General features: G+C 69.3%; 22 protein-coding genes. 14 read left to right on the top strand and 8 right to left on the bottom strand.

Going from position 1 to position 26,071, the window contains the following annotated elements; all coding sequences use genetic code 11:
* Positions 1–7: 7 nt before the first annotated feature.
* From BMY69_RS19670 to BMY69_RS11530, 9 genes are read left to right on the top strand one after another with little or no spacing between them, the layout of a single operon-like run.
* Positions 8–538, top strand: coding sequence for a DUF6931 family protein (locus BMY69_RS19670; protein ID WP_177191145.1), 531 nt, complete (start codon positions 8–10; stop codon positions 536–538).
* Positions 535–1,818: a type VI secretion system-associated FHA domain protein TagH gene (tagH, locus tag BMY69_RS11565; protein WP_177191144.1), complete on the top strand. Its 1,284-nt coding sequence runs from the start codon at positions 535–537 to the stop codon at positions 1,816–1,818. Before BMY69_RS19670 ends, tagH begins: the two co-directional genes overlap by 4 nt.
* Entirely contained in the window at positions 1,815–3,161 is a 1,347-nt protein-coding gene (tssK, locus tag BMY69_RS11560) for a type VI secretion system baseplate subunit TssK (RefSeq protein WP_090178148.1), read from the top strand. The genes tagH and tssK overlap by 4 nt, the downstream gene beginning before the upstream one ends.
* Complete coding sequence (icmH, locus tag BMY69_RS11555; RefSeq protein ID WP_090178476.1) at positions 3,158–4,447, top strand: type IVB secretion system protein IcmH/DotU; 1,290 nt, start codon at positions 3,158–3,160, stop codon at positions 4,445–4,447. Before tssK ends, icmH begins: the two co-directional genes overlap by 4 nt.
* A complete protein-coding gene (tssM, locus tag BMY69_RS11550) occupies positions 4,444–7,977 on the top strand; it encodes a type VI secretion system membrane subunit TssM (protein WP_090178146.1) in 3,534 nt (1,177 codons plus the stop codon). Before icmH ends, tssM begins: the two co-directional genes overlap by 4 nt.
* Positions 7,974–8,531: a type VI secretion system-associated protein TagF gene (gene tagF, locus BMY69_RS11545; protein ID WP_090178143.1), complete on the top strand. Its 558-nt coding sequence runs from the start codon at positions 7,974–7,976 to the stop codon at positions 8,529–8,531. The genes tssM and tagF overlap by 4 nt, the downstream gene beginning before the upstream one ends.
* The gene (locus BMY69_RS11540) at positions 8,528–9,253 is read left to right on the top strand and encodes a PP2C family protein-serine/threonine phosphatase (protein WP_090178139.1); all 726 of its coding nucleotides are present in this window, start codon (positions 8,528–8,530) and stop codon (positions 9,251–9,253) included. The genes tagF and BMY69_RS11540 overlap by 4 nt, the downstream gene beginning before the upstream one ends.
* Positions 9,250–12,156 carry a bifunctional serine/threonine-protein kinase/formylglycine-generating enzyme family protein gene (locus BMY69_RS11535; RefSeq protein ID WP_090178137.1) on the top strand — a complete coding sequence of 969 codons (2,907 nt, stop codon included), beginning with the start codon at positions 9,250–9,252 and terminating at the stop codon, positions 12,154–12,156. Before BMY69_RS11540 ends, BMY69_RS11535 begins: the two co-directional genes overlap by 4 nt.
* A complete protein-coding gene (locus BMY69_RS11530) occupies positions 12,156–12,446 on the top strand; it encodes a hypothetical protein (RefSeq protein ID WP_090178136.1) in 291 nt (96 codons plus the stop codon). Before BMY69_RS11535 ends, BMY69_RS11530 begins: the two co-directional genes overlap by 1 nt.
* Before the next feature lie 101 nt (positions 12,447–12,547).
* Here the strand turns inward: BMY69_RS11530 and tssA are convergent, their stop codons facing one another.
* From tssA to miaB, 7 genes are all read right to left on the bottom strand, one after another.
* Positions 12,548–13,555: a type VI secretion system protein TssA gene (gene tssA, locus BMY69_RS11525; RefSeq protein WP_090178133.1), complete on the bottom strand. Its 1,008-nt coding sequence runs from the start codon at positions 13,553–13,555 to the stop codon at positions 12,548–12,550.
* On the bottom strand, positions 13,542–14,528 hold the full coding sequence (locus tag BMY69_RS11520) for a LysR family transcriptional regulator (protein ID WP_090178130.1): 987 nt from the start codon (positions 14,526–14,528) through the stop codon (positions 13,542–13,544). Before BMY69_RS11520 ends, tssA begins: the two co-directional genes overlap by 14 nt.
* 270 nt (positions 14,529–14,798) lie before the next feature.
* On the bottom strand, positions 14,799–16,007 hold the full coding sequence (locus tag BMY69_RS11515; protein WP_090178128.1) for a lipoprotein N-acyltransferase Lnb domain-containing protein: 1,209 nt from the start codon (positions 16,005–16,007) through the stop codon (positions 14,799–14,801).
* The gene (locus BMY69_RS11510; RefSeq protein WP_090054681.1) at positions 16,007–16,855 is read right to left on the bottom strand and encodes an HlyC/CorC family transporter; all 849 of its coding nucleotides are present in this window, start codon (positions 16,853–16,855) and stop codon (positions 16,007–16,009) included. Before BMY69_RS11510 ends, BMY69_RS11515 begins: the two co-directional genes overlap by 1 nt.
* 183 nt (positions 16,856–17,038) lie before the next feature.
* Positions 17,039–17,500 (bottom strand): rRNA maturation RNase YbeY, encoded by a 462-nt coding sequence (gene ybeY / locus BMY69_RS11505; RefSeq protein ID WP_090178125.1) that lies wholly within the window; start codon positions 17,498–17,500, stop codon positions 17,039–17,041.
* Positions 17,497–18,477, bottom strand: coding sequence for a PhoH family protein (locus BMY69_RS11500; protein WP_090178123.1), 981 nt, complete (start codon positions 18,475–18,477; stop codon positions 17,497–17,499). Before BMY69_RS11500 ends, ybeY begins: the two co-directional genes overlap by 4 nt.
* Positions 18,478–18,482: 5 nt before the next feature.
* Positions 18,483–19,832, bottom strand: coding sequence for a tRNA (N6-isopentenyl adenosine(37)-C2)-methylthiotransferase MiaB (gene miaB / locus BMY69_RS11495; RefSeq protein WP_090178120.1), 1,350 nt, complete (start codon positions 19,830–19,832; stop codon positions 18,483–18,485).
* 160 nt (positions 19,833–19,992) lie between these two features.
* Here miaB and BMY69_RS11490 point away from each other — a divergent pair, with 160 nt between their 5' ends.
* A complete protein-coding gene (locus BMY69_RS11490) occupies positions 19,993–21,132 on the top strand; it encodes a lytic transglycosylase domain-containing protein (RefSeq protein WP_090178118.1) in 1,140 nt (379 codons plus the stop codon).
* A 106-nt stretch (positions 21,133–21,238) separates the two neighbouring features.
* Here the strand turns inward: BMY69_RS11490 and BMY69_RS11485 are convergent, their stop codons facing one another.
* Entirely contained in the window at positions 21,239–22,423 is a 1,185-nt protein-coding gene (locus BMY69_RS11485; protein WP_090178116.1) for a S1C family serine protease, read from the bottom strand.
* A gap of 236 nt (positions 22,424–22,659) precedes the next feature.
* Between BMY69_RS11485 and petA the strand changes: the two genes are divergently transcribed.
* The 4 genes from petA (at position 22,660) to BMY69_RS11465 (ending at position 26,023) form a co-directional block, all read left to right on the top strand.
* Positions 22,660–23,259: a ubiquinol-cytochrome c reductase iron-sulfur subunit gene (petA, locus tag BMY69_RS11480; protein WP_090054672.1), complete on the top strand. Its 600-nt coding sequence runs from the start codon at positions 22,660–22,662 to the stop codon at positions 23,257–23,259.
* Positions 23,259–24,560 (top strand): cytochrome b, encoded by a 1,302-nt coding sequence (locus tag BMY69_RS11475; RefSeq protein WP_090178113.1) that lies wholly within the window; start codon positions 23,259–23,261, stop codon positions 24,558–24,560. Before petA ends, BMY69_RS11475 begins: the two co-directional genes overlap by 1 nt.
* Entirely contained in the window at positions 24,553–25,308 is a 756-nt protein-coding gene (locus BMY69_RS11470; protein WP_175472813.1) for a cytochrome c1, read from the top strand. The genes BMY69_RS11475 and BMY69_RS11470 overlap by 8 nt, the downstream gene beginning before the upstream one ends.
* A 70-nt stretch (positions 25,309–25,378) precedes the next feature.
* Positions 25,379–26,023: a glutathione S-transferase N-terminal domain-containing protein gene (locus BMY69_RS11465; RefSeq protein WP_090054669.1), complete on the top strand. Its 645-nt coding sequence runs from the start codon at positions 25,379–25,381 to the stop codon at positions 26,021–26,023.
* Positions 26,024–26,071: the final 48 nt, after the last annotated feature.

The following is a 26,071-nucleotide window of genomic DNA, read 5'->3' as shown; positions in this document are numbered from 1 at the left end:
AGCGACGATGAACATCCTTATCGCGGCGCGCGAGATGGCGCTCGAGGCGGACGCGTTACGACTCCTGCGCGACGGCCTGACCGCGCGCGCGGCGGTGCGCGCGCTCACCGACGCCGATCTTCCCGCCCAGGCGCTTCGACTGCTCGTACGTCTCCTTCCGCGCGGCTATGTCGTGCCATGGCTGTGCCAGTGCGCCGCCGGGAGCGAGCTCGACGAGACCGAGCGCGACGGGCTGCGCCTGGCCGAGGCGTGGATGCGCGATCGCGCCGAAGCGAACCGCCGCGCCGCGCTGGCGCACGCGGCCGAACGCCACTACGTGGGCGCGGGTGCCCTGATCGCCGCGAGCGCGGGTTGGTCCGAGGGATTCCTGCTCGACGCCGACGGCAACGAAGTGGCGCCCGTCGCCGCGCACCTCATGGCCGTCGTCGCCGCCGGCGCGCTCCTGACCCTGGCCATGGCGGACGACGACTTCGCCGGGCGCTGTCGTGCCCTCGTCGCCGCCGGCATGCCCCTGCTCGCCCCGGAGGACTCACCATGAATCGTTTCAACGGACCGAGCCTGGTCCTTTCCGTGCTCGGCACGCATGTCGACGACATCGCGGAGCGCACGTCGGTCCGCGTGGAAGGCGAGGCGCTGACCATCGGCCGCGCCGACCAGTGCGACTGGGTGCTGCACGCCCAGGGCGTGTCGCGTCAGCACGCGATCGTGCGCTTCCTCAACGGCATGTATTTCCTCGAGGACCGCAGCACCAACGGCATGCTCCTCAACGGCGAGGCGCTGCGCGGCGAACCCGCGGTGTTGCGCGACGGCGACGTGATCCAGATCGATACGTTCGAAGTGCTGGCCACGGTCGAATCCCCCGTCGACATCGCGCACACGACGGCACGCCGGGCATCGGCCGACACCGCGCGGACGGTGCGACCGGCGCCGCCGGTCGCGTCGCCCCTGCGCTCGCCGGTCGACGCGCTGATCGGGGAGGCCGGGCCAGGCGGATCGGTCGATCCGCTCGCGTGGTTCCAGACGATGCTGCCCGTGACCGGCGAGCCACGCGCGACGTCCGGCGACGCACCGTCGTGGGCCCACGCGTCGCCGATGGAAGATCACCTCGCACCGCCGCGCGTCGACACCGCCGCAACGCCCTCGGCAGGGGCGGTATTGCCCGAGCACTGGGACAGCACGCGCAGCGTGTTCGTGATGCCGGACACGTCCGCCGTGCCCGCGCCGGCGGCGAGCGAGCCGGCTTCCGTCGCATCGGTGCCGCCAGCCGCACCGGCGCCCTCGCTGGAACGCGAGGCTCCGGCGCCGGCACGTGCCGGGCTCGAACCGCTTTTCCTGCGCATGCTCGACGGTGTGATGGACGTCCTGCGCGCGCGTGCCGAACTGAAGAACGGTTTCCGCATGCCGGCGACGCTGATCCGCCGTTCGGAGAACAACCCACTGAAGTTCGCGCCTACCGCGACGGAAGCGCTGGATCGACTGCTGGCGGCACCGAACGACGCGTTTCTTTCCGGCGACGCCGCCGTCGCCGACGCGATGGACGATATCCGGTTGCACCAGGTCGCGCTGCTCGCGGGAGTGCGCGCGGCGTTCGACGACCTGATCGCCCAGATCGACCCGGCCCGCTTCGAAGAGGGTGGCGCGCGTCGCTCCCGCTTCGCGTTCGGCGCGGCGAAAGGCCCCTGGGAGCGATACCGGGCATTCCACGAGGGACTCGCCGCCGACCCCGAGGAGCGGTTCCGTCGCCTCTTCGGCGACGAGTTCGCCCGTGCCTACGAAGACCAGCTGGCGCGCTTCAAGCGCGACGGAGCCACGCGATGACCGCATTCAACAAGGTGGTGTGGAGCGAGGGCCTGTTCCTTCGCCCGCAGCACATGCAGCAGCAGGACCGCTACACGGAGCGCTACATCGAGCTTCGCGCCGCGACGCTGCGCCCGCATCCCTGGGGGTTCGACGAGCTGGAGATCGAGCGCGACCTCCTCGCGATCGGCAAGCTGGGCATCCGCCGCGCGCGCGGCGTGTTTCCCGACGGCACGCCGTTCTCCATGCCGGATCGCGACCCGCTGCCGCCACCGCTCGATATCGACGCGAACTGGCGCGACCAGCCGGTGTACCTGACGCTGCCGTTGCGAGAAGCGACGCAGCCCGAGAGCCGCTGGCCCGACGCGTCGCCGTCCGGTCAGCTGTCGCGCTTCCGCGTGCGCGAGGCGGAGGTCGGCGACGCGTCCGGGAGCACCACGGGTACCGTCGTACTCGAGGTCGGCGGGCTGGACGCACGCCTGCTGGTCGGTTCGCAGGCGCGGGAGGGTCTGGTCGAGCTGCCCATGGCGCACCTCGTGGAGTGCCGCGCGGATCGTCGCGTCGTGCTCGACGATGGGTTCATCCCGACGGCGTTGTCGTGCCGCGCGGCGAACCCGCTGTCCCTCTTCATCACGGAATTGCTGGGACTCCTGCACCAGCGCGGCGAGGCGCTCGCCGCGCGCGTGGCCGGCACGGATCGCACGAGCACGGCCGAGCTCGCCGACTTCCTTATGCTGCAGATCGTCAATCGCAGCCAGCCGCAGCTGGCGCATCTCGCCGAGGCGCCGCTGCTGCATCCGGAGGACCTCTATCGCCTCCTGCTTGGCATGGCGGGTGAACTGGCGACGTTCACCGCGCCCGGCAAGCGGAGCGAGGCGTTTCCGCCGTACCGTCACGACCGCCTGCGCGAATCGTTCGAGCCCGTGATCGCCGCCCTGCGCACGAGCCTGAGCGCGGTGCTGGAGCAGACGGCCATTCCCGTGCCGCTGCAACAGCGCAAGTTCGGCGTATGGGTGGGAACGCTGGCGGATGCGAGCCTGCTCGACGGCGCCAGTTTCGTGCTCGCGGCCAAGGCGGACATCGCGGCCGCCGAGATGCGCCGCCGCCTGCCCACGCAATCGAAGATCGGGCCGGTGGAGAAGATCCGCGACCTGGTCAACCTTCAGCTGCCGGGTATCGCGGTGGCGTCGTTGCCCAGCGCCCCGCGCCAGATTCCTTACCGGAGCGGCTACCAGTACTTCGAACTGGATAAGGCCTCGCCCATGTGGAAGACGTTGCGCACGTCGGGTGGCGTCGCGCTGCATTTCGGTAACGGGTTCGACGGGCTTGATCTCGAACTGTGGGCGGTGAGGGCGTCGTCATGAGGCGCGACGACCGTCCGGGCGTGAACGACGACGCCACGATCGTGCGGCCGAGCGCGTCGGCGCCGGAACCCGTGGCCGCGCGTCCCGCGCCAGCGTCGATCGACGCCGTGACGCAGATGCTTCCGTCGGCGGCGGGGAGTCCGATCCTGCGCGCCGCGAATCCGCTCCTGCTGCTCGCCGCGCAGCTTCGCCACAGCGGCGACGCGCCCGATCCGACGGTGCTGCGCGAGCGCGCGATCGCCGGCATCCGTCGGTTCGACGATACGCTGGCGCGCGCGGGCGTGGACGGGCAGACGAGCGTGACCGCGCGCTATGTGCTGTGCACGATGCTCGACGAGGCGGTGCTCGAGTCGCCCTGGGGCGAGCGCACCGGCTGGCAGCGGCAGACGCTCCTGGTCACGTTCCATGGCGAGGCCTACGGCGGCGAGAAGTTCTTCGTCCTGCTGGACCGCCTGACGCAGGACATGGTGCGCCACGCCGACCTCGTGGAACTGATGTACCTCTGCCTCGCGCTCGGCTTCGGCGGGCGCTACCTCGTCGAGCCCGGCGGTGTGGCACGGCTGGCCGACCGCCGCGAGGACGTCTATCGGCGCATCACGGCGTACCGTTCCGGCGTGGCGACCGAGCTGTCGCCGCGGTGGCGCGGTCTGGACCGCCCGCTGCGCGTCCGTCGCGGCCTGCCGGTGTGGATGGCGGCACTCGGGGCCGCGTGCCTGCTCGTCGTCGTATGGATCGTCCTGCACGGCCGCCTCAACGGTGTGGCCGAACCGGTGGGCGCGCGTCTCGCGGCGATCGGCCTGCAGGGCGTGCCGCTTCCCGCGAACGCGGCACCGGCGAAGAGGCAACCGGCGAGCCTGCGCGCGCTGCTCGCCGAGGACGAGCGGAGCGGGGCGCTCGGCATCGACGAGAAACCCGATGGCCAGGCCGTCCTGCGCCTGGCCGGCACGGAGATGTTCCCGTCGGGCGGCGCCGATGTCGCCGCCGACCGTGCCGCGTTGCTCTCGCGCATCGCGCGGGCGCTGAACCAGGTGCGCGGGCGCGTCGTGGTCGTCGGCCACACCGACGACCAGCCAATCCGATCGCTGCGCTTCAAGGACAACATGGAACTTTCGGCCGCGCGTGCCCGCAACGTCGGCGCGGTGCTCGCCCGCGACCTCACCGACCCGCGGCGCATCGAAACCAGCGGCGCCGGCGCGTCCCAGCCGGTGGCCACGCCGGCCGACGTGCCCGCCAATCGCGCGCGTAACCGCCGCGTCGACATTCTTTTCGTTCCGGAGGCCGGATGAAGTCCGCGACCGAGCTGCTTCGCCATCCGTGGTTCCATGCCGCGATCGGCATCCTGTGTTGCGCACTGCTGATCGGTTTCGGTGGCCCGTACCTGGGCATCGGCGACACGCAGCCGCTGGCGAGCGTCGCCGCGCGCGTCGTGGCGATCGTCGTCGTCGCTGTCGTCTGGATCGGCGCGCTGCTGTTCCGTCGACGCCTCGCCGCCCGCCGCGACGAACGGATGGGTGCCGAACTCGCCGGGTCCGACGCCGCGCGCGCCGACTCGGACCTTCGCGCGCGCGCCGAGCACGAGGTGCTCCGAGCGCGTTTCGCGGAAGCGCTGGCCCTCCTGCGCAAGCGTCGCACTGGCGGCGGCCATCTCGAAGACCTGCCGTGGTACCTGCTCATCGGCGCTCCCGGCTCGGGCAAGAGCACCCTGCTCGAGCATTCGGGTCTCGAGTTTCCGATCCAGGGCGGCACCGGTAAGCGCTCGGTAGCCGGCATCGGTGGCACACGTCACTGCGACTGGTGGTTCACGGATACCGCCGTATTCCTCGACACCGCGGGCCGCTACACGACGCAGGATTCCGACCCGCGGGCGGACGCCTCGGCATGGGATGGATTCCTGCAGCTGCTGCGTCGCCACCGCCGTCGTCGGCCCGTCAACGGCATCGTGCTCACCGTGAGCGCGTCGGAACTGCTGACGATGGACGAGGCCGGGCGGCAGCGGCATGCGACGGTGCTGCGCGAGCGCCTCGACGACATCGGCACCCGCCTGGGCATCGCGGTGCCGGTGTACCTCGTGTTCACCAAGTGCGACCTCGTCGATGGGTTCCTCGCGTTCTTCGACGGGCTCGACGCCGCCGCACGGGAGCAGGTCTGGGGTGCGACGTTCACGGCGGAGCAGAGCCTCGACGGCAGCGCGCCCGCACGCCTCGGCGACGAGTTCGACGCGTTGCTGGCGCGTCTCGACGAGCGCGTGCTCGGACGCATGCATGCCGAACGCGACGTGCGCCGCCGCGCGCAGGTGCTCGCCTTTCCGCAGCAGGTGCGTGGACTCCGCGAGCTCGCGCTGCCGCTGGTAGCGACCGTGTTCGGCCGCCACGCCTACGGTCGCTCGCCGCTGCTGCGGGGCGTCTACATGACCTCGGGCACGCAGGAGGGCACGCCGATCGACCGCGTGCTCTCGGTGGTCGGGCGCTCGTTCGGCATGCATGCCGCCGCGACCCCGTCCACGCGGGCGCAGCGACGCGCGTACTTCGTTTCCCGGCTGATGAAGGAGACGATCCTGCCGGAAGCGGGCTTCGTGGGATCGGATCCGCAGGCGCTGCGTCGTCGCCGCATCGCCGAGGCGGCCGCGATCGCGGGCATCGGCACGGCGACGGCCGCGCTGCTGGTCGGCATGGCGGTCAGCTACGGTCGCAACGCCGACTACGTCGCACGCGTCGCGGAGGCGTTGCGCGATTACCCCGACGCGGCACCCGCGGCGACGGCTTCGTTGCGACCGTACTACGCGCAGGCGCTGCAACGTCTCGACGTGCTCGCACGCGCGGAACAGGTGGCGAACGAGGTGCGCGGCGATACCCCGTGGTCGATGCGCTTCGGCCTGTACCAGGGCGACGCGGTGTTCGCCGAAACGCGTGCGGCACGCGCGCGCGAATTCCAGGCGAGCGTGCTGCCCGGTCTGGCGCTGCAGTTCCGCGACGGGCTGAGGGACGCGGCGGACGATCCGCAGCGCCTGTACACCATCCTCAAGGGATACCTCATGCTCGGCGAGCCCGCGCACCGGGACGATGCGCAACTGGTGCTGTTCGCCGGCGAACGCTGGCGCGAGGTGTTCCCGGACGAAGACACCCTGGTGCAGGCGCTTGAAGACCACTTCCGCGTCCTCTTCGAGGGGCAGGATACGCTGCGCGCGCTGCCGGTCGACGGCGGGCTCGTGGAGTCGGCGCGCGCGACCCTGCGGGCGGCCGACCTGGCGACGCTGATCTATGGAGGACTGAAGATCGACGAGGCGGCCAGCGGCGACGCACCCGTGCGTCTCGACCGCACGCTCGGATTGCTGGGCGAGGTGTTCCGCCGTCGCGACGGTACCTCCCTGGCGAAACCGTTGCCCGCGCTCTACACGCGCCCGGTGTTCGCCAGCATGGTCAGCGAGACGCCGCCCGGACGCATCGCGCAAGCCGTCGACCGCTTCGTGAAGGACGACTGGGTCTTCGGCGCCACCGCGGCCGATCCGTTGCGCCGTGCGTCGCTCGCGATGCAGGTGCGCGGCCTCTATGTCGACGATTACATCCGGGCGTGGGATGGTCTGATCGGCGGTCTCGAGATTCAGCCGGTGGCGACCGTGCAGGAAGCCAGCGGAGTCGCCTCGCGCCTCGCCGGCCCAGGCTCGCCACTCAAGGCGCTGCTCCTTCTGGTGCGCGACAACACGACCGATCTGTTGCGCGCGCCAGCACCTTCGACCGATCCCGCGGACCGGATCGCCGATGCGGCGAAGGCGCGCGCGACGCAGCGCGTCGGCAGCCGGAACGAGATCGCGCGCGTGATCGCCGAAGGCGCGCGCCCCGCGAACATTCGGTCGGCGGCGCCGGCGGATGCGCCCATCGTCGAGCATTTCGCGGCGATCAACCGCCTCACGGACGGCGGCGCGGGAGCGACGCCGCTGGACCGGACGATGGCGACGCTCGAGCAGCTCAGCAAGACGCTGCTCACGGTGCGCCCCGGTGCGGACAGCATCGGCCAGACGGACCCCGCTCTGGCGACCGCTCGCCAGGAGGCCGCGCAACTGCCGCCACCCCTGTCGTCGTGGCTGGGCGGACTCGCCGGCAACAGCGAGGCGCTGGTGGGGAAGGGCGCGAGCGGTGCGCTCGCCGACGGCTTCCGCCAGGCGGCGGGCGCCGACTGCGACCGATTCGTAAAGGGCCGCTATCCCTTCGTCGCGGGCAGCCGCGACGATATTCCGGTGCAGGATTTCGCGGCACTGTTCGGCAACGGTGGACGCTTCGACGCGTTCTTCCGCCAGTCGTTGTCACGCGTCGTCAATACGAGCGGAACGGCCTGGCGCTTCCGGGACGCGACGTCCGCCAACGGCGCGGCGGGCGTGCTGGCGCAGGCGCAGGTCGCCGACGCGATCCGCCAGACGTATTTCCGCGACGGCCCGCAGCCGCAGGTCGGCTTCACCGTGTCGATCACCACGCCGCCCGAAGGCATCGGGCGCCTGACCGTCGACATCGACGGCCAGACGTTCGAATACAAGGCCGGCGAGCCTGCGCAGCCCTTGGCGATGCAGTGGCCGGGACCGAAGCCGGGCGCGACGCGCGTCAGCGCATGGGATACGTCTGGCGAGCCGCTTCCGACGCTGAGCTATCCGGGCGAGTGGGGCCTGTTCCATGCGCTCGACGCGGCGTCGCTGCAACGGCGCACGGAGACACGCTTCGGTGCGACGTTCGGTTTCGGCTCGGCGCGTGCCAATGTCGACATCGAAGCGGCGAGCCTGCGCAATCCCTTCGGCGATGGCAGCGTGCACCGTTTCCGGTGCCCGGCATGACGCGGCCGATGGCGGGCTTCCATGGCAAGTTGCCTGGCGTCGGCGACTTCGTCCAGCGCCGCGTGCCGGGCGACTTCGTCGAGCCATGGGACCGGTATTGGCAGATGCGCCTCGCGGCGATGGCGGATCGCGATGGCGACGATTGGCGCGAGCGCTTTCTCGCGATACCCGCCACGCGTTTCGCGCTCGCATCCCATGTCTGTGGTCCGCGCGCGTGGGTCGGCGTCGTCGCACCGTCGCGCGATCGCGCCGGTCGCGTCTATCCGCTGGTGATCGCCGCGTCCCAGCCGTCCGCCGCCGATGGTTGGCCACCGCTGCCCGGTGGCATGTGGTTCCGCATGGCCGAGGACGCGCTGCGCGACGCCGTCGGCGATGTCGGGCCCGAGGCGTTCGATATCGCGGTGTCGTCGCTGCCCGAGCCTTCCGCGACGTCGCGAGCGTGGAACACGCCACCACCCGATGCCGCGCGGGCTCTCGGGTGGCGGGGCGACGATCCGGAAGCCGGCGTGTTCACGCGCGGGATGCCCGATTTCAACGAGGAAAGCATCGCATGACCCTGTTCCGATCGGCGGGCCGGACCGAAACCGGTCACGTTCGCCGGCATAACGAAGACGCCATCCTCGATGCCCCCGAACTGGGGCTCTGGGCGGTGGCCGACGGCCTGGGCGGCCACGCGGCCGGCGACGTGGCCAGCCGTCTCGTCGTCGATCGGCTGCGCGCGCTGCCGATGGTGGACGACGTCGCGGACCGCATCGACGCGATCGAGGACGAGCTGCTTCGCGTCAATCACGCGCTACGAAGGATGGCCGCCGAGCGGCACGTCGATGCGATCGCGTCGACTGTGGTGATCCTCGTGCACACGCGCGACGCGATGCTCTGCGGGTGGGTCGGCGACAGCCGCGCGTACTGCTTCGAGAACGACCGCCTGCGCCTGCTCACGCGCGATCACGTGCATGGCGATCGCGGCGACGAGACGCGCTTCGGCGCGTACCCGGCGCACGCGGCGGCGGGCGTGCTCACCCGCGCGGTCGGCGCGGAAGACCGCCTCTACGTGGACTGGAAGATCGTGCCGAGGCGTCGCGGGATGTCCTTCGTGCTGTGCTCGGACGGGATCAACAAGGAACTCGGCGACGCGGACATCGAAGCCTGTTGCCGGCGCCATGCGAGGCCGGACGCGGTGGTGGGCGAACTGATGGACGGCGCGCTGGCACGCGCGGGCCGCGACAACGTGTCCGCCGTGGTGGTACGGCTCGACGATTTCGAGGAAACACGATGAACGAACACGACGACGACGCGACCCGCGTCGATCCGCTGCGCGGCTCCGCCGCGGGCGCCCAGGACGATGCCACGGTCGTCAAGCCGCTGCACGGCGCGACGGCGGAAGGCACGGCGACCGGCACGGCCTCGCGAGGCACGGGCGAAAGCGGATGGCGGCGCATCGCCGACATGGCGCAGGGCGAACGCATCGGCGTGGGCAGCCTGCTCAAGGGGCGCTTCTTCATGGAGCGCGAGCTCGGGCGTGGCGGCATGGGCGTGGTGTACCTGGCGCGCGACGAGCGCAAGGTGGAGGCGCGCGACCGCGACCCGTACGTGGCGGTCAAGGTGCTCAACGACGACTTCCGCAAGCACCCGGACGCGCTGGTCGCGTTGCAGCGCGAAGCACGGCGCGCGCAGCAGGTCGCCAACGACCACATCGTGCGCGTCTACGATTTCGACAAGGACGGCACCAACGTCTTCATGACGATGGAGTACGTCGAAGGCAGCGACCTTCGCGCGCTGATCCGTGGCAAGGCGCGCGACGGCATGCCGTTCGCCGAGGCGTGGCCGCTCATCGCGGGCATGGGTGAAGCGCTGGGTCGCGCGCACGGCGCCGGCATCGTGCACTCGGACTTCAAGCCGGGCAACGTCATGGTGACGTCGGCGGGCGTCGCCAAGGTCTTCGATTTCGGGATCGCGCGCGCCGGCAAGATCGGCGCGGAAGGCGGCGACGACCGCACCGTGTTCGACGCCGGCACGCTCGGTGCGATGACGCCGGCCTATGCGAGCCTGGAGATGCTGCAGGGCAAGCCACCGTCGCCCGCCGACGACATCTACGCGTTCGGCTGCGTCGTGTTCGAACTGCTCACGGGCCGCCACCCGTTCGACAAGGAGAGCGCGGAGGAAGCGCTCGCGCACGGCCGCCGGCCACCGGCCGTGCCCGGACTCGACAAGCGTCAGTACAAGGCGCTGTGCGATGCCGTCGCCTTCGACGGAGCCCGGCGGGGCAGCGACATCGGCGTGCTGCTCGCCGCGCTGCGTCCGCGCCGCTGGCGCGAACGCGCGACGCCGTGGCTCGTCGCCGCCGCGGTCGCCGTCGCGCTCGCCGGTGGTGGCGCGTGGTTCGCGTCCGCGCAGGCCGAGCGACATCATGTGGCCGACACGCTGCGTCGCCTCGCGCCGGGCCAGCCCGATGGCTATCGCAACGAGGACGACCTGCGCACGGCGCTCGCGGCGCTCGACGGCGACGAGCGCCGGCGCGTCGTGGTCGATGGCGCCGACGCGATCGACGGCTTCCTCGTCCGTCTCGTGGCGACGCACTGGGATCCGGCGAAAGGCCAGTTCGATTACCCGGGCGCGACGCGCACCTTCGCGCTACGCGCGGACCTGAAGAGCTTCGCGCCGAAACTGGATCGACGGCGCGAGGAGGTGACGCACGAACGCGACGACGCGCTGAACCGGCTCGACACGGCGTTGAGCCAGGCGATCCTCGGCGGCCGCCTGTTCGGCGATGCCAGCGACGACGTGCCCGCGATCCTGGCGCGCATCCGCCGGATCGACCCGGCGAGCCGCCTGCTGACGAACCCCGAACTCGAGCTCAAGCTCGACATGGCCGTGGGCGAGAGCATGGCGGCCGGAGACATGCAGACCGCCGGACAACGCCTGGCGATCGCGCGCCGGGTGTATCCGTCATCCACGCGGCTCGCGGCGCGAGCCATCGCGCTCGCCGATGCGACGGCACCCGCGAAAGCCGCGTCGGTGGCTGGCCCTCTGGCTGCCGCGCCCGCCGCGGCGTCGACGGCCGCGGCACCGGACCTGCAGCATGCCGAGCACGAGGCACGCCTCGAATCGCTGCGCCACGCGGCGGCGGCGGGCGACCTGCCCAAGGCCGTAGAAAGCTTCCAGGACCTTCGCCGTATCGACGGGGGTGCCGTCGAGACCGACGACGAGGCCGCCAACCTGCTCACGGGCGCGTATCTCGACGCGGCTCGCGAGGCATGCCGAGCGGGTCACTGGAAAGACGCCGCGGAGCGCATCGACAACGCGCTGTCGGTGATCGGCGAACGGGACGACCTGCGTCGCGCGCAGACGCGCTACGACCTCGCGGTCGCCGTGATGACCGCGGCGAAAGCGCCCGGTGTCGCTCCCGCCGCGCAGGACGATCTGCGCAAGCGCTTGGCGGCCGTGCAGACCACGGACCCGCAGGGCCTCAAGGACCTCGAAGCCGCGATGGTCACGTCGAAGCTGCTGCCCGAGGGATCGCTGTCCGCCGTGATCGGCAAGATGCATCCGGTCGCGACGACGCCTCCGGATCCCTGTGGCCGCCGCGGCCTGGCGGGTTCGGCGCGCGAATGCTTCGACACGTTCGCGGTCGGCGCGTACGGGCCGGCGATGGTCGTGATACCGCGCTCGCCGAAGCCCTTTGCGATGACGCGCACGGAGATCACGATCGCCAACCTCGACCAGTTCTGTCGCGCCACGCGCACCTGCGCGGTCTCGCGCGGCGTCGCGGCGACGGAGCCGGCGCGGTCGATTCCGGTCGCCTTCGCGCAGCGCTACGCCGCCTGGCTGACGCAGGTCAGCGGGCACGTGTATCGCTTGCCGACCGACGAGGAATGGCTGCTCGCCGCCCACGCGAAGGGCAACTGGGACAGCAAGGACGGCAACTGCGGCGCCGATTCGTCCGGCCTCGGCCGCCTGGTGAAGGCGCCCGATTTCAGCGCCCACGGTAGCGCCAACCCGTGGGGGCTCGTGGATCTCACCGGCAGCGTGTGGGAGTGGACCACGAAGGGCCGTGGCGTCGTCATGCGCGGCGGCAGCTATCGCAGCGGGGGCGACGCGTGTTCCGTCGACACCGTGCGCGACAGCGACGGCACGGCGCAGCGCGATGTCGGTTTCCGTCTCGTCCGGGAGATTCGCTGATGGACTGGGAAGCCAGCGTCGACGGGGAACTCGCCGCGCTCAACGCGGCGCACAGCGGTCGCCGTATCGACACGCCGGAGTACCGGCTGCGTCGACGGATGCTGCTGCGCTCGCTCGCACGGCGCCGGGGCGGTGCGACGCATACGTTGCGGCGCCCCGCCGGCGCGGTGGTGACGGTGTTGCCGGTGCGGTCTGTCGTACCCCCGCGCGAGCGTCGATGGACCTCGTGGGCGTGGTGGGCCGGCGCGATCCTGCTGGCCGCGGCGGCGTCGCTGCGCGTCTATCTCTGAGGGCTCCTGCGGCGTCTATCGCCGATACGATCGGCTCCCACCCTTCGGTAGAAATGCCCGAACCTTACTACCGGAGGAGTGGGAGCCGATCGTATCGGCGATCAGTCGCCGTCACCCGCCAGCACCTGGAACTCCGACAACCCACCCGGTGCGAGTGCCTTGAGCAGGTCGGTGAAGCCGAGTCCGACCAGACCTTTCGCGCGTTGCAACAGCGCGGGAATCGGACTGGACGGTTCGTGCGTCGCGTACCACGCGCAGATCTCGTCGAGCAGGCGGACCACGTCCGCGGTGCCGCGGATCGGTCCGCGCGCGTCGGCCGTCGTGGCAGCCACCGCACCCGGCTCGTCGGAAACCGGAGCGATGCCTTCGATGGATGCCGGTGCGCGCACGGCGAGATACGGCTGAAGGAACGTCTGCACCTCGCGCAGGTCGCGCAGCAGGGGATCGAGCTCCGGGCCCGTGCCGGGCGTGCGTTCGTCGAACGTCGCGGCGACGGCTCGCGCGTCGTCGAGCGCACCGACGACGGCCGCGTGGAGGCGGACCAACGCATCGGTGTCGACCTGCTGCATCACGGCGTCGACATGCTCCTGCGTGACGACCGAGATCCCGTCACCCGGCTTGAGCGCGCCGCTCAACACGCGAAGGTCGCGAAGCGAAAAGGCGCCGACCCGCTCGGCGGCGAGCAGGGGCGCCTGACGCAGTTGCCCGAGCATGGCCTCCGGCGCGGAGAGCGCGGCGAGGGCGCTGACGCGCTCCATGGCGTCGCCGTCGTCGAGCGCGGGATGCACGTCGTCCCAATAACGTTCGAGCAAACCTCGCACGTGCGCGATGGTCGCGGCCCACGCCTCCCATCCCTCGGTACGCAGGCGTGCCGTGGCGAGATGGATCGCGACGCGCAGATCGTGCGTGCGTGTCGCGAGCTGCTCCGCCTGCCGGGCGACATCGCGCCACTCGGGTTCCTCGGCCTGCTTCACCGTGTCGCCGATGGCGCGTTCGCCCCGTGGCGCGGCCAGCGTCTCGAGCGCGAGAAAGGCCGCGTCGTATTCGAGGTTCGGTCCGCACGGGGCGTCGGCCTCGATGGGCATGAGCGGGGTGTCAATGGTATCCATCGCGTACTCGGTCGATGATCATCGGAAGGAGGCTCTTCTGCGGCTCCACGTGGCGCGTGGGATGCAGCGTGCGGCTGACGCGGATCAACTCGTCGCGCAGCCAGCGGTGGGCGGGCTGTTTGTCCAGGCGGCTGTGCCAGGCCATCGCCAGGGACATGTCGGGCATGTCGAAGGGAATGGCATAGGCCTCGACGCCCGGGCCCACCGCTTCCACCATGCTTTGCGGCAGCGTGCAGACGAGGTCGGTCGCATTGAGGATGGGGCCGATCGAATCGCCCACCGGCGCGGAGACGAGCACGTCGCGCGAACGGCCGATCTCTTTCAGGCGGTCGTCCATGAGTCCGGTCGTCCGTCCGGAGTCCGAGATGACGAGATGCCCGAGGGAGCAGTATTCGTCGAGGGTGACGGGTGCCGTACCGCGCGGATGGCCCTTGCGCTGGAGCATGACGAACTCGTCGGCCATCAACGGGCGCATCTTCAGCGACGACGGGATCTGCTCGTTGGGCGCGAGGAGGATGTCGACCTCGCCGTTCTCGAAGCGCGCGAGCACGTCCGCGATCTCGCAACCGGTGCGGAACGTGATGCGGAGGTCGCTGTTCCGCCACGCGTGCAACGCCGCGATCAGGGGTTTCGCGAACGTGCCGATCGCGCTGAACGAGCCACCGATGCGGAACGTGGCTCCGTCGGTGGAGGGATCGAACGTATCGCTGGGATCGCCCAGCGCGCCAAGCTGGGACAACGCGTCGCGCAGGGCCGTGGCCATTTCCTCGGCCTTGGGCGTGGGCACCATGCCGCGGCCCGTTTCGGACGGGACGAGCAGGGGATCCTTGAACAGACGCCGCAGCCGCGCGAGCTGGGCGGACAGCGCGGGCTGGCTGACATGCAGTTTCGAGGCGGCACGCGTGACGTTCCGCTCTTCGAGCAGCATGTCGAGGGAGACCAGCAGGGGAAGGTCGCTCGGTTTCAGATTCATCGATTGGCGGTGTGCCAGGCACCCGTGGGGACGAATGCAGGACGTTCGGCGAGGGCGCACTATCCATGTGCGTCCCGAACGACGCGCTGGCAACGTGGTGTTTCGTGACGTGGTCCGCAGTTTTTACGGACAGGCGTCAGCGACGTCGGGGATGCGTCTCGCTGTCGCCTTCCATGCGGAATGGACGTCCATTAGTGCCATGGATGCGCCTTCGGGGAATCCCCCAATCGAGCGAGGCGGAGCGTGCGCGAATGTGCTGGCGAGCGAGCGTCAGTCGTGCCGCCGGCAGAAGCTCGCGAACAGCGCCGCCCAGCACGGCACCGCGAAAAGCAGCCAGGGCATGTTCCGTTGCGGGAACTCCGGCCACAGATGCAGCAGCAGGCCGATCACGGCGGCCGCGAACGAGATCGCCGCGATGCGCGGCGTGAAACGGCCCATGGGGCGGCCGGCACGACGCAGGCGCCAGATGCCCGGGATCAGCAGCAGCGCGAGCGGCTGATAGGCGAGGAGGTTGAAATTGCCCCACGCCGAGCGATGCAGCGTCAACGTCCACAGGCCGAGCATGAACAGGCCCGCGAGACCGGCGAAGACGACGAAGGCGGTCGCCGCGACGGCGAACACGGTGCGTGCGGCGCGCTGGCGGGTGAACACCGGCAGCGCGAGGAGGACGGCGAGCGCCACGCCCGCGCCCAGCAGCGGCCAGCGCAGGTCGGGCGCCGTGTCGGGCGGCGGCACGAGGCGGTTCGGCGACAGCGTGGCCTCGTCGATCACCAGCGCGCGGGAGGCAGCGCCTTCGCCGATGCGGACGTGGCGGATCTGTTCTTCGAGCGTCATCGGCAGGAAGGCTTCGGTCCAGGCCGTCATCGGCTGGTCGGCGAACGGGCCGAGGCCGAGGTCCATGCCGAGCATGAGCCACGCCTGGTTGCTCATCAGGCGCGCGGTCTGCTCGCGGTAGGTCATGCCGCCAGGCGTGCCGGTCCACTGCTCGCTCAGCGCGCCGCCGAGCGCGTTGTCCAGCATGTCGCGCACGCGCGTGGTGCAGTTGTCCACGTAGTAATCGTAGTGGTAGCCGGCGTTCTCGGGCCGGATGTTCCACAGGACCGCGCGCCGCAGGATCTGCTTCTGCGCGTCGTCGAGGGCCAGGCGCTGCCGGCGGACGTAGCGGCCTTCGCTGGCGTAGAAATCGACGTCCGACTGCGTCGTCTCCGCGTCCATGCGGTAAGCCATGATGCCGCGCGCGAAATTGAGCAGGAAACCCTTCTGGTCGAAGTCGAACACGCCCCAGTTGAACGCGATCGACTCGCCGCTGACCGTGTCGCGGATCTCCAGCGCGTCGTGACCGAAACGCTCCCAGTAGATGTCGCCCGGGCCGTAGGTCATCAGCGAGACTTCGAGGCTCGCCGCGGGCGCGTCGACGATCCCCGCCCTCGCGAGCGGGGTGAAGCACAGGGTGATCAGGAGGAACAGGACGAACCGCATCAGCCGCCGTTCGCGCGGGTGACGTGGAACGCCTGGACGCGGCGGTCGTCGGCCTCCGTGACACGGAAGAGGAAGTTGCCCACGCCGATCTCCTCGCCCACGGCCGGCAGATGGCCGAACTCCGAGGTGATCATGCCGCCGACGGTGTCGAATTCCTCGTCCGAGAAATGGGCGCCGGCGATCTCGTTGAAATCGGCGATCGGCGTGAGCGCGCTGACCGCGAAGCCGCCCCCGTCGAGGGCCTGCACCAGCACCGGGTCTTCCTCGTCGTCGTGCTCGTCGTCGATCTCACCGACGATCTGCTCGAGGACGTCCTCGATGGTGATGAGCCCGGCGACACCGCCGTACTCGTCGACCACGAGCGCCATGTGATTGCGCGTCAGGCGGAATTCCGCCAGCAGCACGTTCAGGCGCATCGATTCCGGGATCAGGACGGCGGGACGGAGCAGGGCGCGCACGTCGCAGCCTTCGCTCTGGCCGAAGTACTTCAGGAGGTCTTTCGCGAGCAGGATGCCCAGCACCTCGTCCTTGTCTTCGCCATGCACGGGGAAGCGCGAATGGCCGGATTCGACCACGGTCGCGAGGATGTCGGGGAGGGGGGCGTCGGCGGGGAGGCTGACGATCTGGGCGCGCGGCACCATGACATCGTCGACGCTGAGCTCGGTGACCTTGATCGCACCCTCGACCATGGTCAGGGTGTCGTTCGAAAGCAGGCCGTTGGCCTGGGCGGTCCGCAGTTCCTCGATCAGTTCGTCGCGGTTGCGGGGCTCGCCGGAAAACATGTGGCCCAGTCGGTCCCACCAGGATCGGTGAGCCGGGCCGTTGGTACTACCAGGGTCCTCGTTCATTACTCTTTGTGGTTCAGCCCAGCAGGGGGCGGAAGGGTCAGTCTAGCGGAATTTACGTGACGGTTCAGGGCGCCGGGTCGCGGCTCCGCCGCGAATCGCCGATACGATCGGCTCCCACCCTTCGGTGGCAAGGTGACGGCGGAAGGGGTGGGAGCCGATCGCATCGGCGATCCGGGTTCGCGATCAGGCCAGGTACGGGTCGGCGATGCCGAGTCCGGCCAGCACCTTCGTCTCCAGGGCTTCCATCGCCTCGGCCTCGGCCTCGTCGATGTGGTCGTAGCCCAGCAGGTGCAGGGTGCCGTGGACGGTGAGGTGGGCCCAGTGGTCGGCGGGTTTCTTACCCTGTTCGGCGGCCTCGCGGGCCACCACGGGGGCGCAGATCACCAGATCGCCGATCAGCGGAAGATCGACGCCGGGCGGCAGATCGGCGGGAAACGACAGGACGTTGGTCGCGTAATCGCGGCCCCGGTACTGCAGGTTCAGGGCCTGGCCCTCGTCGGCGTCGACGATGCGGATCGCCACTTCCGACGCCTTGCGGCGACGCGCGCCCTTCAGCGCGGCCTCGACCCAGCGACGGAAGCTCGCCGGGGCTGGCACGCCCTTGCGCGGCGCGGCGTAGCCGACCGCGACCTCGACACGGCTCATTGCGCCTCGTCCTGCTTCTGCTCGAAGGCCTCGTAGGCGCGCACGATCTTGGCCACCAGCGGATGGCGCACCACGTCGCGCGAGGTGAAGAACGTGAAGCTGATGCCGTCCACGCCGCGCAGCACCTCGATGGCGTGACGCAGTCCGGAGCGGATGTGACGGGGCAGGTCGACCTGCGAGACGTCGCCCGTGATCACCGCCACGGAGCCGAAGCCGATGCGGGTCAGGAACATCTTCATCTGCTCGACGGTGGTGTTCTGCGCCTCGTCGAGGATCACGTAGGCATCGTTGAGCGTGCGGCCGCGCATGTACGCGAGCGGCGCGATCTCGATCACGTTGCGCTCGATCAGCTTGGACACCTTCTCGAAGCCCACCATCTCGTACAGGGCGTCGTACAGCGGACGCAGGTACGGATCGATCTTCTGGCTGAGGTCGCCGGGCAGGAAGCCGAGCTTCTCGCCGGCCTCGACCGCGGGGCGCACCAGCAGGACGCGCTGGACGCGGTTGGCCTCGAGCGCCTCGACGGCGCTGGCGACGGCGAGGTAGGTCTTGCCGGTACCGGCCGGGCCGACGCCGAAGTTGATGTCGTGCGTGGTGATGGCGTGGAGGTAGCGGGCCTGGTTGGGGCCGCGGCCCTTGATCACGCCACGCTTGACCTTGATCACGACCTCCTGCGCCGACTCCGCCGCCTGCTCGTTCAGGGCGTCGATGCCGGATTCGGCCAGGCGGAGGTTGATCACCTGGCCGTTGAGCGTCTCGTGCTCGGTCGCGTCGTAGAGCGCGCGCAGCACGTGCTCGCCGGCTTTCGCGGCGGCTTCGTCGCCGATCACGCGGAAGAGGCTGCCACGGTGGTCGACCTCGATGCCGAGCCGCAGCTCGATCTGGCGGATGTGCTCGTCGAGCGGACCGCACAGGTTGGCGAGGCGGGCGTTGTCCTCGGGATCGAGGGCGAAATCGCGTTGGGAAAGCTGGCTCATGGCATTCACGAGGCGAGGGCGACCTCGTCGCCGAGGACCACGCGGCCGCGGAGCGAATTGCTCATGGCCTCGGTGATCGTCACGTCGATGAACTGGCCGATCATGCGGGCATGACCGGGGAAATTCACGTAGCGCATGTTTTCGGTGCGTCCGGTCATTTCGTTCGGGTTCTTGCGGCTGGGCTTCTCGACGAGCACGCGCTGGACGGTGCCGACCATGGCCTCGTTGATCCGGCGGGCGTTCTCGTTGATCGCGGCCTGCAGGCGCGACAGGCGCGCGTGCTTGACCTCGTCGGACGTGTCGTCCGGCAGGTTGGCGGCCGGCGTGCCGGGGCGCGAGGAAAAGATGAAGGAGAAGCTCTGGTCGAAGCCGACGTCGTCGATCAGCTTCATCGTCTTTTCGAAGTCGTCGTCGGTTTCGCCGGGGAAGCCCACGATGAAGTCCGACGAGATGCAGATGTCCGGACGCACGGCGCGCAGCTTGCGGATCTTCTGCTTGAATTCCAGCGCCGTGTAGCCGCGCTTCATCGCCGCGAGGATGCGATCCGAACCGGCCTGCACGGGAAGGTGCAGGTAGTTCGCCAGCTGCGGCACGTTCGCATAGGCCTCGATCAGCGAGTCCGAGAACTCCAGCGGATGCGACGTGGTGAAGCGGATGCGGCCGATGCCGTCGATCTGCGCGATGGCGTGGATCAGCACCGCGAGGTCGGCGGTGCCGCCGTCGTGCATGGGGCCGCGATACGCGTTGACGTTCTGGCCGAGCAGGTTGACCTCGCGGACGCCCTGCGCGGCGAGCTGCGCCACTTCGACGACGACGTCGTCGAACGGGCGGCTGATCTCCTCGCCACGCGTGTACGGCACGACGCAGTACGAGCAGTACTTCGAGCAGCCTTCCATGATCGACACGAAGGCGGTGGGGCCTTCCGCGCGGGGCTCGGGCAGGCTGTCGAACTTCTCGATCTCCGGGAAGCTGATGTCCACCTGCGCCTTGCCGCTGGCACGCTGGGCTTCGATCATTTCCGGGAGGCGATGCAGCGTCTGCGGGCCGAAGACGAGGTCGACGAACGGCGCGCGCTTGATGATCGCGTCGCCTTCCTGCGAGGCCACGCAGCCGCCGACGCCGATGAGCACGGGCTTGCCGCCCTGCTTGTGCGCCTTCCACCGGCCGAGCTGGCTGAAGACTTTTTCCTGGGCCTTCTCGCGGATCGAGCAGGTGTTGACCAGGATGACGTCGGCCTCGGCCTCGTCCTGCGTCAGTTCCAGCCCGTGCGACGCCAGCAGCACGTCGGCCATCTTGGCCGAGTCGTACTCGTTCATCTGGCAGCCGTGGGTCTTGATGAAAAGCTTGCCGCTCATGGGCCGGGGTACCGTGGTTTCGTGGTGGATCACCGAACCGCGCAGTTTACGCCGCCGGTCCCTCCGTTGCCAGATGGGCGCCGTGGATCAATGACTTGCGTGAAGATGGTCACGCTATCCCTGCTTGGCTCCGGAGGGGGCTTCGGGCACACTCGCGCCCATGGTCAACGACGCGTCGCCAGGGGAAAGCGCCGGCCATGCCGCCCGCCGTTTCCCGCGTGTCCGCACGGTCCTGCGAAGGGCCGCGGCGGCGTGCGTCCTGCTGGCTGGCGTTTGCGCCGGTCCGGCCGTGGCCGGGGCGCTCTACCGCTGCACCGGCAGCACGGGCGAGACCGTCTTTTCCAGCAGCGCGGCCGGTTACAAGGACTGCAAGCGCATCGGCAGCACCGGGCCGGCCCGCGCCGCCCGGCCCGCGGCACCCGCCGTTCCCACGGCCGTGTTCGAGGACGTGCCGGGCAAGGCCTCGCTGGAGGGTGTGATCGGGTCGGTGGCGCTGGCTCCGTCGACCGCCGCCTCGTTCGCGGGTGTGACCGGCGGCGTGGTGGGCGGAGCCGAGGGGAACACGCCGGAACCGCCGGTGCTGCCACCCGTCACCGCGCCGAAGGGCAGCTGGGATTACCGGGAATCGGCCAGCGCGGACCTCGCCACCGCCGAAGCGCCGGCGGCGCCGAAAGGCTCTCGGGTGCTGCGCGGGGCCGTCTACCGGATCACCCGGGCTGACGGCGGGGTGGAGTACACGAACATTCCGCCCGGCGGCGGGGCCAGGGGCCAGAGCATCAAGATGCTCTTTACCTATATCGCGACATGCGCCGCCTGCGACGTCCATTCGAAGATCGACTGGAGCAGCGTGGCGCTCAACATCACCTCGTTCGGCGACACCATCCGTTCGGCGAGCAGCGAGTTCGGCGTCGACGAGGCGTTGCTGCGGGCCGTGATCCATGCAGAGAGCGCGTTCAATCCGCGCGCGTTGTCCGTCGCCGGCGCGCAGGGGCTCATGCAGCTGATTCCGGGCACGGCGCGGGACATGGGCGTGCTGGATGCCTTCAACGTCGACCAGAACATTCGCGGCGGTGCGCGGTATCTGGCCCTGCTGCTGCGCAACTTCAACGGCAACGAGCGCCTGGCGGCCGCGGCGTACAACGCCGGGCCCGGCGCGGTGCAGAAATACAACGGCGTGCCGCCTTACGACGAGACGCAGGTCTACGTCGAGCGCGTGGGAGTGCTGCGCAAGCGCTACGCGGAAACGCTGCGGCAGCGCCCGGCGCCCGGCACGCCCCTGGCCATCCGCGGCGCCCCGTAGGAGCGCACCCTGTGCGCGACATCTTTTCGCGGGGCGCATCAGGGCCCGCTGCACGGCTCCAACACATGTCGCGCGCAGGGCGCGCTCCTACGGAGCGCCGGAGCGGCTAGGGGCGCAACGGCTGCATCGGCGCGCTCGGCGGGCGCTGCGTCGGGGTGATGGTCGCGGTGAACGGGGCGCCGTAGCGAAGGCCCGATATCGTCACGGGTACGCCAGGCTTCAGCGACGCCTCGTGGCGGCGCAGGTCCGAGGTATCCAGGATGTCCTCGTCGCCGAGCTTCAGCAGCACGTCGCGTTGCTGGATGCCGGCGAGCGCCGCCGGACCGCCCGGCGAAAGCTCGTTGACCACGACGCCGCGCGCCGCGGAGGGCAGGCCGCTATCGGCCGACACCGGCACCGCGCCGTAGTCGGCACCGATCCAGCCGCGGACGACATGGCCCGTCTTCACGATCTGGTCGAGCACGTCGCGCGCGCTCTGCGCCGGAATCGCGAAGCCGATGCCCTCGGCACCGACGGCCTGTCCGATCAGCGAGGTGTTGATGCCCACGAGTTCGCCGTGCGCGTTGACCAGCGCGCCGCCGGAGTTGCCGAAGTTGATCGCGGCATCCGTCTGGATGAAGTTCTCCAGGCTCGACAGGTTGAGCTGCCGGCCGATGGCGCTGACGATGCCCATGGTGACCGTCTGTCCGATGCCGAACGGGTTGCCGATCGCGAGGACGACGTCGCCGACGCGTGGCCGCGTCTCGGCGTCGGTCATGCGGATGGCGGGCAGGTTGCCCGCGTCGACCTTCAGCACCGCCAGGTCCGTTTCGTCGTCCGAACCGACCACGCGGGCCTTCGCCACGCGACCGTCGTAGAGCAGCAGCTGGATGTCGTCGGCGTTGGCGATGACGTGGTTGTTGGTCAACACGTAGCCATCGTCGCTGACGATGACGCCCGAGCCGAGGTTCTGCTGGCGCCGCGTGCGCACGGGCCCGCTCGGCACGCTGAAGATGCGCTGCAGCACCGGATCGGAGTAGAGCTCGCGCGGCTGCTCGGTGACCAGCTTGTTGGCGTAGATGTTGACGACCGACGGCGCGGCCTTCGCCACCGCGTCCGCGTACGAGGCGGGTGCCGCGCCCGGCGCGGGCAGGGGGGCGGCAGGCGTCTCGGCCGCCTCCTGCGTGCCGGCGAGCCGGTGCCGGAGGAAGGCGCCGCTACCCGGCCAGAAGAGTCCCACGACGAAGGCGACCGCAAGGCCGAGCACGACGAAACGAGCGATGAAGGCGAGCGTGCGGGCGGCGTGTTTCATGTAAGAGCGCGGGGTCCTGTCGTCGTCGCGTCGCCTTGCCAACGAAGCGCGAACCTGTTTTTCCGCTTCCGGGCGGTTCCTTGGCAGCCCTCCGCCGGGACGCCGGACAGGGCTAAGTTCATTTTATTGTACGTGGCTGGTGCTGACGTTACACTGACGCGATTTGCGGAAGCCGATTTCCGAAGAACCGGCGATAGGGGTCCGCATCCTCAATGGCATAAGTTCCGGAGAGCCTGATGGCGAACGAAGTCGTCGATCATGGCCGCCGTCGCTTTCTTACCGTGACGACAGCAGTTGTCGGCGGTGCGGGAGTGGTCGCTGCGGTTGTGCCCTTCATCAAGTCGTGGGAACCGAGCGCAAGGGCAAAGGCAGCGGGGGCGCCTGTCACGGTCGATATCAGTGCCATCGAGGCCGGTCAGAAAGTCACCTACGCCTGGCGCAGCCTTCCGGTCTTCGTCGTCAATCGCACCAAGGATCAGCTGGCCCAGCTGAAGGGCCTGGATTCGCGCCTGCTCGACCCCGAGTCGAAGGACGCGGCGCAGCAGCCCAAGTACGCGACCAACGAAACGCGTTCCATCAAGCCCGAGTGGCTCGTCGTCATCGGCCTGTGCACCCACCTGGGCTGCGTGCCTGACTTCGTTCCCGACATCAAGCCGGAGCCGTTCGACGCGAACTGGAAGGGCGGGTTTTACTGCCCCTGCCATAAGTCACGGTACGACCTGTCGGGCCGCGTCTTCAGCGGCGTTCCGGCGCCTAAGAACCTCCCCGTGCCGCCGTACCACTTCGTGGACGACACGCACATCCAGATCGGCGTCGATCCGCAGGAGGCAGGCTGATGGCCAACGTATTCTCGAACATCGCCGGTTGGGTCAACGAGCGCGCCCCGGGCCTCGCGCCCATGTACCGGAAGCACATGACCGAGTACTACGCGCCGAAGAACTTCAACATCTGGTACTACTTCGGTTCGCTGGCGCTGCTGGTCCTGGTCAACCAGATCGTGACCGGCATCTTCCTCACCATGAACTACAAGACGAGTGCGCTGGAAGCGTTCAACTCGGTCGAGTACATCATGCGTGACGTCGAGTGGGGCTGGCTCATCCGCTACATGCACTCCACGGGCGCATCGCTGTTCTTCGTGGTCGTGTTCCTGCACATGTTCCGCGGAATCATGTACGGCTCGTTCAAGCGTCCGCGCGAGCTGGTCTGGATCCTCGGCATGCTGATCTTCCTCGTGCTGATGGCCGAGGCGTTCATGGGTTACGTGCTGCCCTGGGGCAACATGTCGTTCTGGGGCGCGAAGGTCATCATCTCGCTGTTCGGCACCATTCCCTTCATCGGCGACGCGCTGGTGCAGTGGATCATGGGCGACTTCCTGCCTGCCGATGCCACCCTCAACCGCTTCTTCGCGCTGCACGTCATCGCGCTGCCTCTGGTGCTGCTGCTCCTGGTGGTGCTGCATCTCGCGGCGCTGCACGAGGTGGGTTCGAACAACCCCGACGGCGTCGACGTGAAGCACGGCCCGAAGGGCAATCGCTGGGATGCCGAGAAGCCGGCCGATGCCATCCCCTTCCACCCGTACTACACGGTGAAGGATCTCTTCGGCACCGGTTTCTTCCTCACGATCGCGGCGTTCATCATCTTCTTCGCGCCGACGTTCGGTGGCTGGTTCCTGGAGCACGACAACTTCACGCCGGCGAACAACCTCGTCACGCCGAGCCACATCAAGCCGTCGTGGTACTTCACGCCGTTCTACGCGATCCTGCGCATGATCCCGTCGTTCTTCGGCACGGCGATCTGGGGCGTGATCGGCATGTTCGGCGCGATCCTGCTGCTGGCGCTGCTGCCGTGGATCGACAAGGGCGAGGTCCGCTCCGTGCGCTACCGCGGCCTGGGCTTCCGCATCGCGCTGGCCGTCCTCGTCGTCAGCTTCCTCGCCCTCGGCCTCGTCGGCGCGGGCGTCACCGCGGAGCTCATCCCGGCGTGGTTCCCGCATGCGGACGTCACCACGTGGGAGAACGCCTTCGGCCGCCTGATGGTGCTGGGCTACTTCGGGTTCTTCGTATTCCTTTGGGTCTACACGCGCTTTGGCTTCGAGAAGACCAAGCCGGTTCCGGAACGGGTGACGATGCATGATTAAGCGCGCTATCTCCTCCATCGCCCTGGCGCTGGGCCTTGCGGTCGCCACGATTCCCGCCCTCGCCAACGAAGGTGGCGAGGGACTGGCGCCCGCCGGTACCAACGTCGCCGACCGCGCATCGCTGCAGCGTGGCGCGAAGCTCTTCTTCAACTACTGCGTCGGCTGCCACTCGCTGAAATACGTGCGGTATTCGCGCCTCGCCTCCGACCTCGGCCTGTCCGAGGAAGAGGTGATGACGAACTTCAACTTCACGGGCGCCAAGTTCGGCGAGCCGGTCATCTCGCACATGCCGGCCGACGACGCCAAGGCCTGGTTCGGCAAGGATCCGCCGGATCTCTCGCTCGAAGCCCGCGCCAAGGGCGTGGACTTCATCTACAACTACCTGAACTCGTTCTACCTGGACCCGAGCCGCCCGGTGGGCTGGAATAACACGGTCTTCCCGAACGCCTCGATGCCCAACGTGCTGTGGGAACTGCAGGGCCTGCAGACCGCCGTTCACGGCGAGGCCGCTCCGGGCCAGGAAGCCGCGGTCGAGAAGCTGGAGATCACCACCCCCGGCCGCATGACCCCGGAACAGTTCCGCGGCGCCACCCGCGACCTGGCCACCTTCCTCGAGTACACGGCCGAGCCGGCCGCCCTCGAGCGCCAGTCGATCGGCGTCTGGGTCATCCTGTTCTTGGCTGGCCTGACCTTCCTCCTGTACCTTCTGAAGCACGAGTACTGGAAGGACGTTCACGATAGTCACTGATTGACGTCCTGGCGGGGCGGCCACGGGTCGCCCCGTCATCGTTCAGGCAGCAGGGAGGGAGATCGAAAGCATGGTCCAGAATGCACGTTCGCGCTCGGCACTCACGCTCTACACCAGCGCCGACGACATCCACTGTCACCGCACGCGCCTCGTGCTGGCTGCCAAGGGCGTCGCCTACGACCGGATCATCCTCAAGTCCGATCAACCCACGGCCGACCTGCTGGACCTCAACCCGTACGGCACGCTGCCGACGCTGGTCGATCGCGATCTCACGTTGTACGACCCCGCGGTCGTCGTCGAGTACCTCGACGAGCGCTACCCGCACCCGCCCCTGATGCCCATCGACCCGCTCTCCCGTGCGCGCCTGCGCCTGGGCACCTGGCGGATCGAGAACGACTGGCTCCCGGAAATCGAGACCATCGGCGAGGGCGGGAAGGTCGCCGAGGGCGCCCGCAAGCGCCTGCGCGAGCACCTGCTGATGTCGGTGCCCCTGTTCAAGGCCTCGCGGTTCTTCCTGAATCCCGAGATGAGCCTGATCGACTGCCTCGTGGCCCCCGTGGTGTGGCGCCTGCCGCATCTGGGCGTCGATCTGGGCAAGGACGGCAAGCCGATCGTCGACTATGGCGAGCGCCTGTTCCACAGCCAGGGCTTCGCCCGCAGCCTCACGCCGGAAGAGCGTGATATGCGTCCGGACTTCAATTTCAGTCCGGTTTAGCTCGTTTTTGGTCCTTCGGGACGCCGTATCCCTTAAACTCTTCGCCAG

Origin of the sequence: Luteibacter sp. UNC138MFCol5.1, assembly GCF_900110505.1 — a bacterium.
Classification (GTDB): Bacteria; Pseudomonadota; Gammaproteobacteria; order Xanthomonadales; family Rhodanobacteraceae; genus Luteibacter.
The sequence above is the reverse complement of the archived record's forward strand: the minus strand, read 5'-3'. Positions and strand labels throughout refer to the sequence as shown.